Consider the following 15,353-nt stretch of genomic DNA (forward strand, 5'->3'; position numbering starts at 1 on the left):
AAGATCCGCGAAGTTTCTATTTCTTCGCGGATCTCTGTGCAAATGAGGAATTAAAAAGTGCCGGTTTATAAAGACCGATTTATTCTGCTAATCTTCTTCACCGTCTTCGTCATCATCTTCAAAAGCATCTTCGAAAGATCTTTTAATCGATTCATCTATGGCGTTTTCGTTGTCCACAAGAGTAGGATCTAGCGGATTATTGTTCTCATCGACGAACCATTCAGAGAGGTTAACGGTAAGCGTTACATTGATACGATCGGTATCTTCGGTAATATTCAGCGGCGTCGAAAGTTCCAGTTCCTGCTCCATATTTTCGCTGGACCTATAGGTAAATTCCTCTCCGTTATACGTACCCTGAATGATGACTGAGAAACGTTCGTCTCCGCTTGTACCTACTTTAAAGTCGGGATCGGGTGGTGTCTCATTATCTTCCGGTTTGTGTACATCAAATTCAATTTCATCATATTGGCCAACAGGCACATTGTTGACAGCCACAGTATTAACACTTCCATCCAGATTGAGTGCTACGACGAAGGGTCCCGTTTCAAATTCCAGTGAATCGTCAGGCAGACCGTCATCTTCGATGTCATTGCTAAACTCAATCTTACGTAAAAGCATTTTTGCTGAGGTGATGGTTACGTGATTGCTTTTTAAAGCCGCTCCTGAGGAGCTTTTAGCTGCAGAGCTGCTACTTTTAGCCACGAAACTGACCGACAATTCGGGTTGGGCTCCGTTTGAACCTGTGGTGTCGCAACCGGCTAATATAAGAGAAACAGCCAGAGGGGCTAGTAGTAACCAGGTAGATAGCGTTTTTTTCATTGTATTCTTTTTTATTGGGGTTTATATATGGAATACACCTAAAGGACGGGGGTACCCCTAAAACAAATCGGAAATTGAGCCATCATGGAGTTATAAATTGGGGATTCTGCAGGATGTCGGATCCGGGGTTAAACTCAAACTTTCAAGCAATTTCACTCTTTTTTAACTTGAAAAAAATCAGGCGGATACTAAATTATATAGAGTTGCAGTGATATCATATCGTTTCATCTGACCTTTGGGTGGATCCATGCGCCGTATCCTTTTCATAATTTGTGTTTTGTTCCTTTTTTCAACGGAGGGTACGTCCCATTTGTATGCCCAGGCGGTAATAGAGGGAAGAGTGATTGACAGTGAGAGTAAGAATCCACTTCAGGGCACGCATGTCTTTCTTTCGGGTACCAAAATAGGTACCAGCACCGATACAACGGGCCGCTACATTCTCAAAGGCATTCCCGCCGGTGCCCACCGGCTGGTGATCTCCATGATTGGCTACGGACGAAAGACCTTTGATCTGAAACTAGGTCCGGAAGAGATCAAGACCATGGATTTTGGGCTTAAGCCCGTGGTTTATGAGATGAATGAAATCTATGCCGGCGATCTTGACAAGAAGTGGAAGAAAAGGCTGGAGCATTTTGAAGAGCTTTTTATCGGCGAAACCAAATGGGCGGAATCCGTTGTGATTCTAAATCCTGAAGTGCTGCGTTTTGATGCCAACTTCTGGGGCCGGCTGAATGCGAAAGCCCTGGCGCCACTTCGCATTGAAAATCGCGCTCTCGGTTATCACATTACCTACTACCTGGATGAATTTACCCATAACGGCACACGAACCCGGTGGGATGGGGAACCGCTCTTCACCGAGATGACCTCCTCTGACTCCCTGCAGCAGGCGCGCTGGGAGCAGAACCGCCGGGAAGCCTTTTACGGATCCCTGCGGCATTTCTGGCTGGCCCTACTTCAGGACCGGTTGAAGGAAGAGGGATTTCTGCTTTACAATTTGAGGGAAAGCAGTTACCGTCCTTATCCGAATAATCGATACAGGATATCACCGAAGCGTTTGATCAGTCAGGCTGAGGAAGAGTACCTTCACCACATACGGTTTTTCGGGCGTCTTGAGATTATTTACACCAGGGATAAAGAAGACCGACGTTACCTGGAATGGACCCGTAATTTTAGGCGAGGGGTGAAAGGATCACAGGTTTCCTGGCTGGAGCTGAATGAACGTCCCATCACTTTGGATGAAGACGGGGAAGTGCTTGAGCCCTATGGCGCAACCCAGATGGGATATTTTGCCTTTCATCGCTTGGCTGACCTCACCCCGAGGGAGTACCGCCCGGAAGGTTTTGTGGATTTGAAGTAAGGGAGCCAGGCAATGGCTGGTTCAAGTGTCCACGCTTGTCAAAGCCTATTTTTACACGTTTAGTTTTTAGTAATCAGTAAAAAATGCTTGCCACGTATGATCCAAGCGGGACGCTTGAACCATACGTAGTGATGCATAAACCGGTCGAACGGTCGCTTAAAACAGTTTAAGTAATAAAACAGAAAAGCGGATCCCTTTTTGGCGATCCGCTTCTTTAATATCCGGTAGTGCTAAAATATTAACTTTGTACCAGCTGCACGTTCAGGTGCAATTTGATTACATCGCCAACTACTACGTTCCCGGCTTCGGTAACGGCGCTCCAGGTGAGTCCGAACTCTTTGCGATTGATAGAGCCGGTTATCTCAAACCCAGCTTTGGTATTTCCGTAGGGATCCTCCACAGTTCCGCCATGAATAACATCCAGTTTCACTTCTTTGGTCACGTCACGAATGGTCAGGTCGCCGGTCACAGAATAGGTGTCGTCATCCAGCTTTTCGAATGAGTTGGAAGTGAAAGTCAATTGGGGATATGTCTCGGCGTTGAAGAAGTCATCTGACTTCAGGTGATTGTCGCGATCTTCGTTGTTGGTAGTGATGCTGTCAATGTCAGCAGAAAACGAGGCATCTGCATTTTCAAAAGTATCTCCTTCGGTCTCTATAGCGCCTTCAAATGATTTAAAGCTTCCCGTTACGGTTGAGATGACGAGATGCTTCACCTTGAACTGTATTTCGGAGTGGGTCGGATCAATTTTCCAGAGTGTTTTAGTTGCGGTATCCATAAGAGTGTACAATTTAGTTTAATGTTAAAGAATTATTTGCGCTAAACACCTGCATGCTATAAAAAGGTTCCCGGGACTTTGTCTTTTTGCATGAAGCAGCTGGGTTGTAGAAGATGTGGCAGCACGAAAGGCGGAAACGTAAGGTAGCATATGAACGTTGTACGACTCATGCATGAACAGAAACTATTTAGAATCAGATTTTAGAACTAATTATGGGTAATAAAATGAAGGCAGCCTATTTCAAAGAATTCGGTGAACTGGACAATATCATTGTAGGAGAATTGGATCGACCGGAGCCCGGCGAAGGAGAGGTACTTGTACGGGTGAAAGCGGCCGGGGTGAATCCGGTGGATGCCGCTGTATCTCGTGGCATGCTCAACGAAGTGATTCCGGCAGAATTTCCTGCAATCCCGGGCTGGGATATGGCAGGGGTTGTGGAAGAGTGCGGGCACTCTGCCCGGCGTTTTGAGCAGGGCGATGAAGTCTATGCCTATGACCGCCGACCCACGATAAAACACGGTACTTTTGCCGAATACGTAGTGCTGCCCGAAAGCTATCTGGCCCATAAGCCGGAAACTGTTTCCATGGAAGAAGCAGGGGGCATTCCGCTGGTGGGATTGACAGCCTATCAATCGCTGTTTCAGTTTGGCAATCTACAGGAAAATGACACCCTGCTGATCCTGGGAGCTTCCGGCGGAGTGGGTACCCTGGCCATACAACTGGCTAAAAGTATAGGTGCCAGAGTCATCGGAGTTGCCGGTGAAGAAAATCAGCAATTTATGAAAGAGATCGGAGCCGATGAGACCATCGATTACAGCGCGGGTCATGTGGGTGAAGCCTTGGAAGAGGTGGCACCGGATGGTGTCGACTTCATTTTTCATTGCTCCCGCGGGGATTCCCTTAAGCAGAGTATCGGCACGCTTAAAAGCGGCGGACAGCTTATCTCCATCACCAACCGGAATCCGGATATTCCCGACGACATTCAATTTCAATATGTGTTTGTAGAGCCGAATGCGAAACAACTGGAGCATATACGGGAACTGACCGAACAGGGACATATTGAAGTTCCTGTATCCAAAACCTACTCCCTGGAAGAGACCGCGGAAGCACTACGACAAATAGAAAGCCTGCACACCAGGGGAAAAACGGTTATTACACCGTAGTAAATCAAAAGACTGATAAGTATAGAACAAAGGCCGGTGATTTACTTCACCGGCTTTTTTATTGCAAAAGAGTAGCGCAACTGTCGTAATCTCAATAGATGTGCTTTTATTCGCTCATAAATTTGTAATAAAACCGGTTATCCCTGAAAATGTCAGGTTTTACCCCCTATGTTGACCTGAATTTCTCTCCTTTCATACTCCACTTTACTTGTGGAGAAAGCGTAATAAATGACGGAGGGAAAGATGAAAGGTCAAAATATTCTGCCACAGTTTAGGTTTTTAAGTTATACCGTTGTTCGCAGTATCAAATATCAATTTTTGTTGTTACTGTTAACGCTCCTGATCTGTCCGACTATTACACATGCCAAATCTATAGATCTAGAGAATGAAAAGGACACGGTCATGGCCAAAAGAGATACCCTTGAACGAAACAACGGAGAGTTGCCGCTTTCTGAGAATAAGGATGGACTTTCTCGACCTCGTTTCGAAACTATTCATTTACAATTCGGTATAGGCGGTACCGTAGCCAATTTCTCAGACCTTGATCGCTTGGGTGTAGATAAATCAAATGTTTCAGTTCCTCTTTCGCTCTATACCTATATTCCTTTCCAACGCAGCCGTCCCGGGTTTTTTCTTCTAAGTGGTGCCGATGTAAATCTTTTGGATGCCAATAATTTCGCCTTTAAGATGCTTTTATTGTACCAGACCCGTCCCGGAATACTATTCGGACTTGGAGCTGCAAGAACCAGCTATGTATACGGGGAAGCGGTTAATATTGAGGCAGATCAAACACAGGGATTACTGGCTTTGGGCATTAATCTTAGTCCGCGGCGCGTGGATTTGCTTCTGACACTGCCACTGGCTTCGAGTCTTGAAACCAGATTTGAGCAGAATAACTATTCCATCCGTCCCGCCGGGGTTCAGGTCAGCCTGCTGTTTTCCCTACGATGAATCAAAAAGTACTGTCTGAAAATTATGGAGGTCTATTATGAACAAACTTCAAAGTCAAATTAAGCGATTAACGGTAATACTCATTACCTTTACACTCATTATAAGCTGCTCCTCATCTCGCGAAGTTACAAGCTACAGTGAATTGGCGGATGCCCGCTTCAGTGAGGATCCCATTCGGGTGCTGACGGTGGGCTCTGATTATTATACTTTTGAAACCTTCACCTATAATGATTCCACTATTTCTGGGGAAGGTACCCGCGAAGTCGGTTATTCTGAAGAGTCTTTTGAAGGGAGTATATATTTTGATGACATTGCGTTTATTGAACGCTTAAAAACAAATGGTTGGAAGGGCGTTTGGCTGGTTCCGGCAGTGTTTAACATTGCGGGCGGAGTCTATAGCCTGATGCAGCCCCCGAATTTTAATATAACCAGACCTGAAGGGTCATGCCCTTTTCTCTATGCCTTCGATGGCTCCGAATATCACTTGGAAGCGGAGGCTTTTTCGACGGCCATCTCTAAAGCTCTGGAGACAGAAACTTTTCACCTGATGCCGAATCTGGTAGTGGATGAGGGAAAACTGAAAGTGCGGATCAGCAACGAGCGACCGGAAACTCATATCTTTAATAGCATAAATCTATTTGCAGTCGATGCCCCGTCGGCATCGGAAGTGGTATTGGATAATCATAACAGGGTTTGGCGGCTATCTGCATCTAGGATGCCATCGACTGTGCAAGATCAGTATGGTAATGAGGTAACAAGGGCATTCATGGAGAAAGATGGCAAGTTTTGGAAATCCGGAAGGGTTAAAAAATATGACCGATTAGACTTCCGTGATACGCTGCTAGTAACATTCAAACAGACCGAAGGTGCCGAAGAAGCGCTTCTTAGGGTGGATGCCATCAACAGCACACTGATCAATGAAGTTTACGGGCTGGCGGGTTCCCTGGTTGGGGATGAAACGCTCGGATTCTATCAAACCCTGGAGCAGGAGCCTGAACTTCAACAATTCTTTAAAGACTGGATAGATAGAAGCAGTCTGAAAGTGGAAGTAAAACGAAAGGCGGGTTGGAAAGAGACCGGCCGCATACTTCCGGAGGCAAATGAAGTGGTATTTAGCAGGGCCATGCTGATTGAGAACCTGGATGAGGTGGATGGAGAGCTTACCCTTCGCATCTCGTCCATGGCTGATGTATGGCACGTGGATGCGCTATCTATTGATTTCGAGGTTACGGGACCGCTGGCTATGGAGCCTGTTTCCTTGATCGACCTGGAGGCCACCGGTCCTGCTGCTGAATTGGAAATGTTGAAGGCCATCAGCGATCAGGATTCAAGCTATGCGATGATCTTGCCGCCCGACCATATGGATCTCACTTTTGATGCGAACTCAACTCGGGCAATGGAACACCCGGTCTATATTATGGCGGCGCGAGGCTATCTATATGAGTGGCTTCCCGAGGATGGAGGAATTCCTGAAGATATGATTCCGGACTGGTTCCGAAACATGGATAGCAGTGATATGATAGCATTTTTCACCCGACAGGAAGACCTGATGTTGCGTTCTGTCTACAATAGGTGGCAGCAGGGAAATCACAGATAATGCAGTTTAGAATACTATCTCAGATTTTCTGAAACGGTGCATGCCATTCAATCGCAATAGATAAATCAAGAGCTTACTCAACCGGGGAGTATTTAGTAGAGAGTAGAAAGTAGAAAGTAGAAAGTATACTTATTTATCATGTAGAGACGGGCCTATGCCCAGGTCCTTTTCTATTCATAACTACTGTCAGAACATTCCGGGCATCCGGCTACATTATCATAGAGCTTTTTAGCCTTATCTACAGCGCTTGAAATGTTGTTGTGATAGCTTAGTGAAATTGCACTTTCCGTTTTTTCCAAATTCTCACACTCTCCATGATGTACAATGTGTAACTCATCATTATTTGTCGTTTCATCAACATAGTATTTCGGCATAGCTCCTCTGTATGAATGAATGGTCGTATATGTATGACCGACAGCTATGCAATTCCTTACAGAATCATTTACAAAGAATTGCAGGTATTGGATTTTCTCATATCCTTGAGAACAAAAGAGCTTCCCTAATAAGAGTACTAAAATAAGTTATGATTAACGATTAATAAGTGAAGTATAGAATTTAGGGCGCCTTTAGTAGGCGCCCACTTTAACACACTTAACTGCTAATTTCCCTGCTTATTTTGTTGAAGAGTTCTTCATAATAACTGCGGGTATCGGCTTTCGTCATCGTTGCCGATTGCCACCCGGTGAAGGTACCTTTCTTCTGGATACTGACCGTAAGCCTGACTTCAGTTCCGCTGTCGGTTTCATTGGCGCTGGTATCCCGTAACTGGAAGGAACTGAAGATATTCCAATTTTAAAAAGCCTGACAGCAACATTGAATAATCAGCAACTGCCAGGCTCAAGTAAGAAGGTATTATTTTTTTAATTAGCAGGTTTTAAACCTGTTTCGTCCTAATCAGTTAGATTTATAAATTTTGAAACCTATTTCGCATGTTTGACTTACTTCATTATCCTTTGGGTTTGGTGTTACCGTTTAATATTGGCAATCACTAATAGAAGCGGTAAACATGAGTGACAGTGCTTTCATTATTAAAATGTTACTATAAATGACACAACAGGTTATCACTAAGTAGATTAAAAGTGTTCCCCTAAATCTTGTATGTGTTAAAGATCGGACCGGTTGGAGGCATCAAAGATGATATAGCCTGAACTCTCTGTGCTTACAATACCGCCACTACCGCTACCTCCGCCGGTAGTCTGACCGGTTGCGCCTTTAAACTTACCTTCTCCCCCTATAATCTCATTCACAACAGTGACGGTTCCTTCCCCATTTTCATTAAACTCTTGTTGACCTGAAAAGGAAGTAATTAATTTATCCTGGCCATTTGCCGCCGTGAAAATAGTGATCCCTTTAGTGATATTTGTAATTGAAGGGGCTGGAAACGGAAAAGGACTACAATTAGTAGAGATAAATGTGTGATGTCCCAGGTGAATTGCTTCACCCTCTCCACTATAACGAACAGTTAACAAACCCTCCTCATTGCAGCGCTGGACGGATCCTTCGGCTCCCGGCTCTAAGAACTCTGCCGGACCAATTGTGGAAAACCGAAAGGGGCGCTTTATATTTTCAATATTGTTGCTTTGTAAATCTTGAGTAATTGTCTCTTTAGAATTAGAAGTGACTGAGTCAATATCGCTGCATGCTGTTGTCAAAACAATTAATAAGGTTACAACTATTATACTTGAACAGATCTTCAGGAGCGTCTTCATTATTCCTCCGGTTTTGGATTTGTTGGGAAAGTTGTTCCCGAATAATAATGGAGAGTCGTTTATGCAGCGTTTATAATGCGTTTGAATGGAAAAAATCTTTTGAAAATTCGTTGAATGAGCTATACAAACGGCTAAAGAGGTGAGCTATCAGAGCCGTGCTAGTACTTTACGTGCCTCTGCTACTCGAGGTTGTAGATCGGAATCAGCCTCTTCCCAGAGTTCAACAAAAGTAGATAAATGGCGGGCGGCCTCGATTGTGTTACCGGTGGCAAGATAGGCATATCCCAGCTGTTCGTGCGCTAAGGTCCAAAGGGGACCCCGGTAAAACGACCAGTACCACATACCAAGTCGCGCACTGTACAGAATATTTCTATATCCTTCGATTGCTTTTTCCGGCATTTCTAACCGGTTATGTGCCTCAGCCCATATCCACATATTCAGGGGATCAAACTTTCCGTATCTTTGGGACCGAAATGTACGGAGATGATTGATTGCTTCCTTCGGACGCCCTTTCTGAAGAGCTATTACCGCCCTTACATTCGGGCCATACGTACTATGTATGTCATTGGCTTTACGTAGCGAATCAATATGTATTAAAACCCGTTCCGCTTCGCCAATCATACCGGCTAATGCATAGCCGCTGGCAAGTACTTCCAGATCGGCGACTCCCCATGAGTTTTCCCGGCCCCAAAGATAGGGCTCTGCTGCTCGCAGTGCCGGAAGGGCACGATCAGTTGACTTGGCAGCAAATGCCGCCGCAATAGACATTCTTAGATAACAACTGATGCCCGCCGGTCCGACATTTCGGTAAGCATCGACAGATAATGAGTCGGCCTGAGCAAGCGTATGTTTAAGTTTACCGTGCATAGCTGACAGGAAGAGTTTATGAAACCTGCCCCAGGCTCGGATCTCCCGATTTGAATGATCCACCATCACCGTTGCCAGTGAGTCTGCCAAATCTAGGTGACGAAAACGCAGTGCATTTGCCACCTTATTAATGTAAACGCTTTTACTTCCAGGGAAACGATCTTTCATTAGGACCATCACAGAATCGGCCAGCTCTTCACGGCCAAGTTTGCGAGCAGTGTGAATAAGCGCAATGTGTGGAACGATACGTGTTGGGGATTCTTGTAAATCGTGGCGGTACATCTGGAGTGCTTTTTCCAATTGTCCCATTATCATATATACTTCTCCAAGTTGGAACGTACTTCTGTCCGGTTCAATTTCCTGAAGTAACTCATAATAGTAGGCAGCAGAGTCCATTTGGTCATGTTTAAAATGGTCATTAGCCAGTGCTTCAATGCTTTGATGTCCTGACAATGTGTTTGCGTAACGATTTGTAAGCCTTCTGTAGTGATCAGACTTTTCATGACTACCTATATTGTTATGGGCTGCCGAAAGTAACCCATAAGCACTGGCAAATGCGGTATCAAGTTCAGCAGCCTGTTTTGCAAGTATAATGGCTTTATTGAAGTCACCCTGGCCAAAATAATCTCCGGCCTCTGCGCGAAGTCTCAGAGCTTCCAGTGAGGGGGTAATTAGCTTCGGTAGCGGGGTGATCTGCTGTATGTTGTCTAACGATTGCAGCAACTCTTCTCGCAAGCGTTGCGAGAGCTGACCAGTCGCCTTGATGATATCGTCTTTTGTTTCAGCTGGTTCCCGAAGGTGTACCACGACTTTTCTCGTTGCAGTTTCAATAATTTGTATGCTCACTTGGTAGGTGCTGCCTATAGAACTTACTACTCCCGATATTACAATGGGATATCCGTCGCGACTGCCGATTTCCAAGCCTATTTTTCGGGTAATAACGGTACTGTCGGGCCGTCGCATACGCCAAAGAGCATTCTCTATCTCAGCCCTCTCCACTACACGAACAAGTTCGGGTTGAGTTAGGTCTGCTATAATCGATTCACGAATGTTTAGCCCCAAATCGGCCTGATCCGTGCGATTTTTAAATTCTGTTACCAATATTGAAGTGCCTTCATTGGCTGTACTGATCTGCTTCACGTGATTGACAGTAACCGGAGATTGTGGCCAAAAAATAACGGCCAATATAGATACAATGATGATTCCAACACCTATACCATAAATAATAGGCACACTCTTGACTGCCAACCATTTATGAAAGATCAATTCACTGTATTGGCTCTCTTTTCGATGCTTAAATGTTTCTGTAATAAAGGAAGGCAGTTGTGCAAAATCATTATTTGGAGATCGATGATTATCTCTTGAGGCACTTGTCATTGCTGCCTGTGATGTTCTCTCATCTACTAATGGGGCAATTTTTCTTGATTTGCAGCTGTCAAGAAGTTCTTGGTGGACCTGTTCCGTTTTGGGGGCAGGGTCTATATCAAATTCTTCCTGAAGTGAATCCCGGCAGTTATAATAAGCCTGTAGCGCTTCAGCCCGGTTATTATTCTGAGCATGGAGTTTCATTAACTTTCGCCAAGCTGATTCATTAAGCGAATCATGCTGAATTAGTTTTTTGGTGTATTGTATGGCTTCTTTCAAATTGCCGCTGCTTTCCAGCAGATTTATAAGCTCTTCTAATGATTCTTTATATAATTGCTGGAATTGTTGTCTGTGTTTGTCAATCCATTCCTTATAGCACTCCGGAAGCAGGGGTCCTTTGTATGCTTCAATGCCTTCCTTTAAATAATTTACTTTAAGCTCAATATCATCGGTACTATTCGCTTGGAATACAGCATCCTCAACCTTGCAAACATCAGATGTATAATTGGTATTGGTATTCCACTGTATCGTCTTTGTATTAATGATTAAGAACCGACTTGCTTCCGGTAGCTTATTTTTGAGCTGGTAAAGAAGATTCCGCAGATTTGTTAGAGCTTGCTTTTCGGTACTTTGCGGCCAAAATTTGAAAGCAACATATTGTCGGGATAATTGGATATCGCGGTGAAGCAGAAGGTAGGCCAAAAGTTGATGCAGCCTTGGAGTGTCAATGGTTGTTATTAGCTTTCCATTGTATTGGAGTTTAAATCCCCCAAGCAGTTCGATATGTAATCTCCCTGGCTCTCCCATACAGTTGATGAAATTGGTAAAAGGAGACGATTACTACCAAGTAATTGAATATTTTTAACTTTAGCTATCAGTTTAATTATAAAAAATGTAATAGATATTTTTTTGTTTTGTACCGACACTAAGAGTGCTAACTGTAAAATTAGTCAACATCAAATATTGCTCTTTCCCATCTTTTGTTGAAAATGTGAAGGACATCATCTTCTAAACGAAAAGATACCATATGCTCAGTACCCACGCTTATTTCCGAGCCGCATTCCATATGTTCAGTAGTAACTAATTTAAGTTCATTCGAATGTTGTGTTTCACTCCACTGGTATTCCTTGTATAGTTGGGGTTCATCAACACAGTTTCCATTTTGTTCAGATTTGGAAATAACCTCTGTAAGTATATTGTTTGTAAATTCGAGCTGGTGTTCGCTATCTGTATTATTACTGTTAGGGATTAAGTGCCAAACTCCAATTAAAGTTACTGTATTGCTGGCGGGCAAATCAGTCTGTGTATGTAATACAGACTGGTCGCATCCTGTTAAAGAAACAGCTAATAACAATATTACAGTGGTCACTAATTTACTAGATAGAAACTTCATGGTTACCTCCGATCTAAGTTTAGTATTGATAAGTAACAGGTCCGCGTTACTTAAATCTGTTTCTACAACTTATATGGGAGGTGTTTATGAATCGTCTAAGGTTCGTTTACAAAACGTTTAATTTCTCTTTATCGATAGTTTTTTTCTGATTATTACCTGAGAATACAAGTTTTCAAATAAATGCTTCGTTAATAAGTTTGAAAATCCAAAGGTTAGATTTAAAAATTTAAATACTCTACTCGAATTGCACCATCCTGATAGAAATGTTGAACCAAAACAAGATAAAAAGACTGTAGAATTATATGGAGGGCGATATTGTACCCCTACCCGGAATCGAACCAGGATCTAAGGTTTAGGAAACCTCCGTTCTATCCACTTGAACTATAGGGGTGTGGGTTTTAGGTCTTGAGCTAAAATAAAGAGATAATCTTTAAGAATTAAGAATTAGGAATTAGAAATTAGGAATTTTCAATTTAGAATTCAGAATTCAGAATACAGGAGTCAGAATTCAGAAGGGTTTATTTCAAAGTATCAGCTTAAATTTTTGTCATATGTATAATTATGAATATCCTGACTCCTGACTCCTGACTCCTGACTCCTGACTCCTGACTCCTGACTCCTGACTCCTGACTCCTGACTCCTGACTCCTGACTCCTGACTCCTGACTCCTGACTCCTGACTCCTGACTCCTGACTTCCAATTCCTAATTCATCCCCCCTTACTGTAACTTCAGTCGCTAATAATAGTACAACCTGCCTTTCGTTACTTCCACAAATTATCAGATATTGGATCTATGCTTAGAATTGTTACGGTTTTTCTGTTTTCACTTTGCTTTTTGTTCACCAATAATGCTGTTGGACAGGTTACCATTAATGGCACGATTTACGACGCCGGTACGGGCGAGACGCTGCCCTCGGCTAACATATCCATCGAGAATACCTACCGCGGAACCATCAGCAATCGCAGCGGGGCCTATTCGCTAACCATTCCCGATTCGCTGCTCCCCGCTACCGTGGTGGTGCGCTATATCGGATTTGAATCGGCCCGCAGGGTCATTGATGCCAACAGCAGCAACAGCCAGGATTTCAGATTGAAGCCCTCGGTCACCGAGATGGAGGCTATCACCGTTACGGACGAAGACCCGGCCATACGCATCATGCGCCAGGTGCTTAAGCGCAAACAGGAGTGGCGCAAAAAGTTGAAAACCTACCGGGCGGAGGCCTATACCCGCCAGACGGTGTCCAACGATACCTCCATCGTAATGATAACCGAATCGGTATCCACAGCTTTCTGGGACAAGGAGAAAGGTCACCGCGAGGTGCTGAAGTCACGTAAACAGACCGCCAACATGGATGCCGCCGATAACTTTGCCGGGGTCAGCTACCTGCCCAATTTTTATGACGATAATATCGAAATTGCCGGTTTCGATGTGGTGGGGGTGACGCACCCGGATGCCCTGAAGTTTTACGATTTCAAGCTCATCGATCAGACCACCCTCGACGATCAAACCGTATTTGAAATCGAGGTTCGGCCGGCGCGGAAGCTGCAGCCGCTGTTTAACGGCACCATCTATGTGTTGGATGGGGCCTACGCGCTGCTGGAGGTGAGTCTGCAACCCAATGAGGTGGTGGATTTCCCGCAGCCCATCAAGGAGTTCAACTCCTATTATGAGCAGCAGTTTAATAATTACGGTCAGGATTTCTGGCTGCCGGCGGATATGCGCATCAACGGTGAGATCAAGATCAAAATGGTAGGACTGGAGTTTCCGCTCATCCAATTCAGGCAGCTCTCGCGAATTACAGACTACGAAGTGAATGTGTCGCTGCCCGATTCGCTCTATGAAGACGAGGACCTATTTGCGGTTGATTCAACCACTATCAACAGCGACTCCCTATTTATCAGGAATATCAATACCGTTCCGCTCTCGGATGACGAACAGGAAGCCTACGCCACCCTCGACAGCACGGCGACCCTGGAAAAAGCTTTTAAGCCGTCCGGGTTTTTAGCACGTTTCGTGGAGGATGATGAGGAGAGTGACGAATTCACGGGCAGTTTTCTGAGCGGTATCCCCGGGAGCATTAATCCTGTGATACGCTATAACCGTGTGGATGAACTGCATGCCGGACTAAAATACAGTGTGAACCCGATCGATAAGCTGGAACTGCGATTCAGCGGAGGCTACAGCACCGGCTATGAAGAGTGGGGATACGGGGCAGGTTTTACCTACGAACTTTATGACAAAGACCTGATTAGCCAGTCCGTTGGTTTCGATTACAAAGCAGATACCCGGCAGCGCTACGAATCACAGGTTTATTCCCCCTTAATGATGACTGTGAGCAACCTGCTGGGCTACGAAAATTATTATGACTACTACCGCAACGAAGGTTATCGTGCGTTTACCGAGCTGGACTTCTCCAGAGCGGATCTGTCTGCTGTTATAGGCTACAACAGTGAAGAGCACAGCTCTCTCAATACCACTACCGCCTACGATATTCTGGGCAGAGACAATACACCACGCGTGAACCCGGCCATTCCGGAAGGACGTCTGCATTCGCTCGATATCAAGGCGGGTTATAATCTTGGTGAAAGTTATAATCTTGGGGTAACCGGTCTGAAGAGAGCCGGAATTTATATCGAATATTCGGATGATTGGCTGGGAAGCGATTTTGATTTTACCCGCTATACGGCAGGCATTGACTGGTCCTTTAATACCTTCTACAAGCGAAGATTTTTGCCCAATACGCTGGACCTGAAACTCTCCGCGGGGACCTTCAGCGGTACGCTCCCGCCTCAGCGCTATGGCATCACCGACGTATCGAAAGGTATCGTCAGCTTTTTCGGTGCACTTAAGACGCAGCGCTTCCAACCCTACGAGGGTGAGCAGTTCCTGAGCCTGAGCGCAGAGCACAATTTTAGAACGGTTCCTTTTGAATTCCTGGGTATTCGTCCCCTGGTGGAAAGAGAAATCGGTATCATTGTCTTTGGAGGAGTAGGGAAAACCTGGGTCAGTGACGAGAGGAGACAGGCATTGGAGTCAAGCTTCGGTTATTCGCCCAATACAACGGATGGGGCTCATGTGGAAGCGGGTGTTTCACTCAACAAAGTTCTGGGCCTTTTCCGCATAGATTTTGCACAGCGACTCGACGAGCCGGCTTTCCTCATTACTCTAGGCGTGGCTAGATTGTTCTGACGAAATAGTAGAACACAGATACCCTCGGAAATCCGTGTTCCATAAAAAAGGACTGCAGGAAGCCACAATATTGATAATAAATACACTAAGATTCTGGAAATCTTAGTAACTTGTTAAGATGCGTGTCTATTTTTGGCGCAGCAATCAAGTTATATAAATATTAC

At 44.7% G+C, this 15,353-nt stretch carries 12 protein-coding genes and 1 tRNA gene; 5 read left to right on the forward strand and 8 right to left on the reverse strand.

Features of this window, described 5'->3' with window-relative positions; translation table 11 throughout:
* Positions 1-87: 87 nt before the first annotated feature.
* Complete coding sequence (locus tag G3570_RS01440) at positions 88-819, reverse strand: hypothetical protein (RefSeq protein WP_165138448.1); 732 nt, start codon at positions 817-819, stop codon at positions 88-90.
* Between the two features lie 247 nt (positions 820-1,066).
* Here G3570_RS01440 and G3570_RS01445 point away from each other — a divergent pair, with 247 nt between their 5' ends.
* Positions 1,067-2,176, forward strand: a complete 1,110-nt coding sequence (locus G3570_RS01445; RefSeq protein ID WP_249066566.1) for a carboxypeptidase-like regulatory domain-containing protein — start codon at positions 1,067-1,069, stop codon at positions 2,174-2,176.
* A 238-nt stretch (positions 2,177-2,414) separates the two neighbouring features.
* Here G3570_RS01445 and G3570_RS01450 read toward each other — a convergent pair whose 3' ends face one another.
* Entirely contained in the window at positions 2,415-2,954 is a 540-nt protein-coding gene (locus tag G3570_RS01450; RefSeq protein ID WP_165138452.1) for a YceI family protein, read from the reverse strand.
* 212 nt (positions 2,955-3,166) lie between these two features.
* On the opposite strand from G3570_RS01450, the gene G3570_RS01455 reads away from it, so the two are divergent.
* The 3 genes from G3570_RS01455 (at position 3,167) to G3570_RS01465 (ending at position 6,665) form a co-directional block, all read left to right on the forward strand.
* The gene (locus tag G3570_RS01455; protein WP_165138454.1) at positions 3,167-4,117 is read left to right on the forward strand and encodes an NADP-dependent oxidoreductase; all 951 of its coding nucleotides are present in this window, start codon (positions 3,167-3,169) and stop codon (positions 4,115-4,117) included.
* A 243-nt stretch (positions 4,118-4,360) separates the two neighbouring features.
* A complete protein-coding gene (locus tag G3570_RS01460; RefSeq protein ID WP_165138456.1) occupies positions 4,361-5,068 on the forward strand; it encodes a hypothetical protein in 708 nt (235 codons plus the stop codon).
* A 37-nt stretch (positions 5,069-5,105) separates the two neighbouring features.
* Positions 5,106-6,665 carry a hypothetical protein gene (locus tag G3570_RS01465; protein WP_165138458.1) on the forward strand — a complete coding sequence of 520 codons (1,560 nt, stop codon included), beginning with the start codon at positions 5,106-5,108 and terminating at the stop codon, positions 6,663-6,665.
* 170 nt (positions 6,666-6,835) lie between these two features.
* Here the strand turns inward: G3570_RS01465 and G3570_RS01470 are convergent, their stop codons facing one another.
* From G3570_RS01470 to G3570_RS01495, 6 genes are all read right to left on the reverse strand, one after another.
* Complete coding sequence (locus tag G3570_RS01470) at positions 6,836-7,039, reverse strand: hypothetical protein (protein ID WP_165138460.1); 204 nt, start codon at positions 7,037-7,039, stop codon at positions 6,836-6,838.
* Between the two features lie 729 nt (positions 7,040-7,768).
* A complete protein-coding gene (locus tag G3570_RS01475) occupies positions 7,769-8,374 on the reverse strand; it encodes a hypothetical protein (protein WP_249066568.1) in 606 nt (201 codons plus the stop codon).
* 147 nt (positions 8,375-8,521) lie between these two features.
* Entirely contained in the window at positions 8,522-11,413 is a 2,892-nt protein-coding gene (locus tag G3570_RS01480) for a BTAD domain-containing putative transcriptional regulator (RefSeq protein ID WP_165138464.1), read from the reverse strand.
* Between the two features lie 139 nt (positions 11,414-11,552).
* The gene (locus tag G3570_RS01485) at positions 11,553-11,999 is read right to left on the reverse strand and encodes a hypothetical protein (protein WP_165138466.1); all 447 of its coding nucleotides are present in this window, start codon (positions 11,997-11,999) and stop codon (positions 11,553-11,555) included.
* Positions 12,000-12,317: 318 nt separating this feature from the next.
* Positions 12,318-12,390: transfer RNA gene (locus G3570_RS01490), tRNA-Arg, on the reverse strand.
* Positions 12,391-12,558: 168 nt separating this feature from the next.
* Entirely contained in the window at positions 12,559-12,699 is a 141-nt protein-coding gene (locus G3570_RS01495) for a hypothetical protein (protein ID WP_165138468.1), read from the reverse strand.
* A gap of 93 nt (positions 12,700-12,792) precedes the next feature.
* Here G3570_RS01495 and G3570_RS01500 point away from each other — a divergent pair, with 93 nt between their 5' ends.
* Positions 12,793-15,189, forward strand: coding sequence for a DUF5686 and carboxypeptidase-like regulatory domain-containing protein (locus tag G3570_RS01500; protein ID WP_165138470.1), 2,397 nt, complete (start codon positions 12,793-12,795; stop codon positions 15,187-15,189).
* The last annotated feature ends 164 nt before the right edge of the window (positions 15,190-15,353 follow it).

Origin of the sequence: Halalkalibaculum roseum (assembly GCF_011059145.1) — a bacterium.
GTDB lineage: Bacteria > Bacteroidota > Rhodothermia > Balneolales > Balneolaceae > Halalkalibaculum > Halalkalibaculum roseum.

Excerpts from the sequence above, each read along its gene's own strand:
- G3570_RS01455 (WP_165138454.1), top strand. The coding sequence starts at position 3,167 with ATGGGTAATAAAATGAAGGCAGCCTATTTCAAAGAATTCGGTGAACTG.
- G3570_RS01485 (WP_165138466.1), bottom strand. The coding sequence starts at position 11,999 with ATGAAGTTTCTATCTAGTAAATTAGTGACCACTGTAATATTGTTATTA.
- G3570_RS01470 (WP_165138460.1), bottom strand. The coding sequence starts at position 7,039 with ATGCCGAAATACTATGTTGATGAAACGACAAATAATGATGAGTTACAC.
- G3570_RS01440 (WP_165138448.1), bottom strand. The coding sequence starts at position 819 with ATGAAAAAAACGCTATCTACCTGGTTACTACTAGCCCCTCTGGCTGTT.
- G3570_RS01500 (WP_165138470.1), top strand. The coding sequence starts at position 12,793 with ATGCTTAGAATTGTTACGGTTTTTCTGTTTTCACTTTGCTTTTTGTTC.
- G3570_RS01480 (WP_165138464.1), bottom strand. The coding sequence starts at position 11,413 with ATGGGAGAGCCAGGGAGATTACATATCGAACTGCTTGGGGGATTTAAA.
- G3570_RS01475 (WP_249066568.1), bottom strand. The coding sequence starts at position 8,374 with ATGAAGACGCTCCTGAAGATCTGTTCAAGTATAATAGTTGTAACCTTA.
- G3570_RS01450 (WP_165138452.1), bottom strand. The coding sequence starts at position 2,954 with ATGGATACCGCAACTAAAACACTCTGGAAAATTGATCCGACCCACTCC.
- G3570_RS01465 (WP_165138458.1), top strand. The coding sequence starts at position 5,106 with ATGAACAAACTTCAAAGTCAAATTAAGCGATTAACGGTAATACTCATT.
- G3570_RS01460 (WP_165138456.1), top strand. The coding sequence starts at position 4,361 with ATGAAAGGTCAAAATATTCTGCCACAGTTTAGGTTTTTAAGTTATACC.
- G3570_RS01445 (WP_249066566.1), top strand. The coding sequence starts at position 1,067 with ATGCGCCGTATCCTTTTCATAATTTGTGTTTTGTTCCTTTTTTCAACG.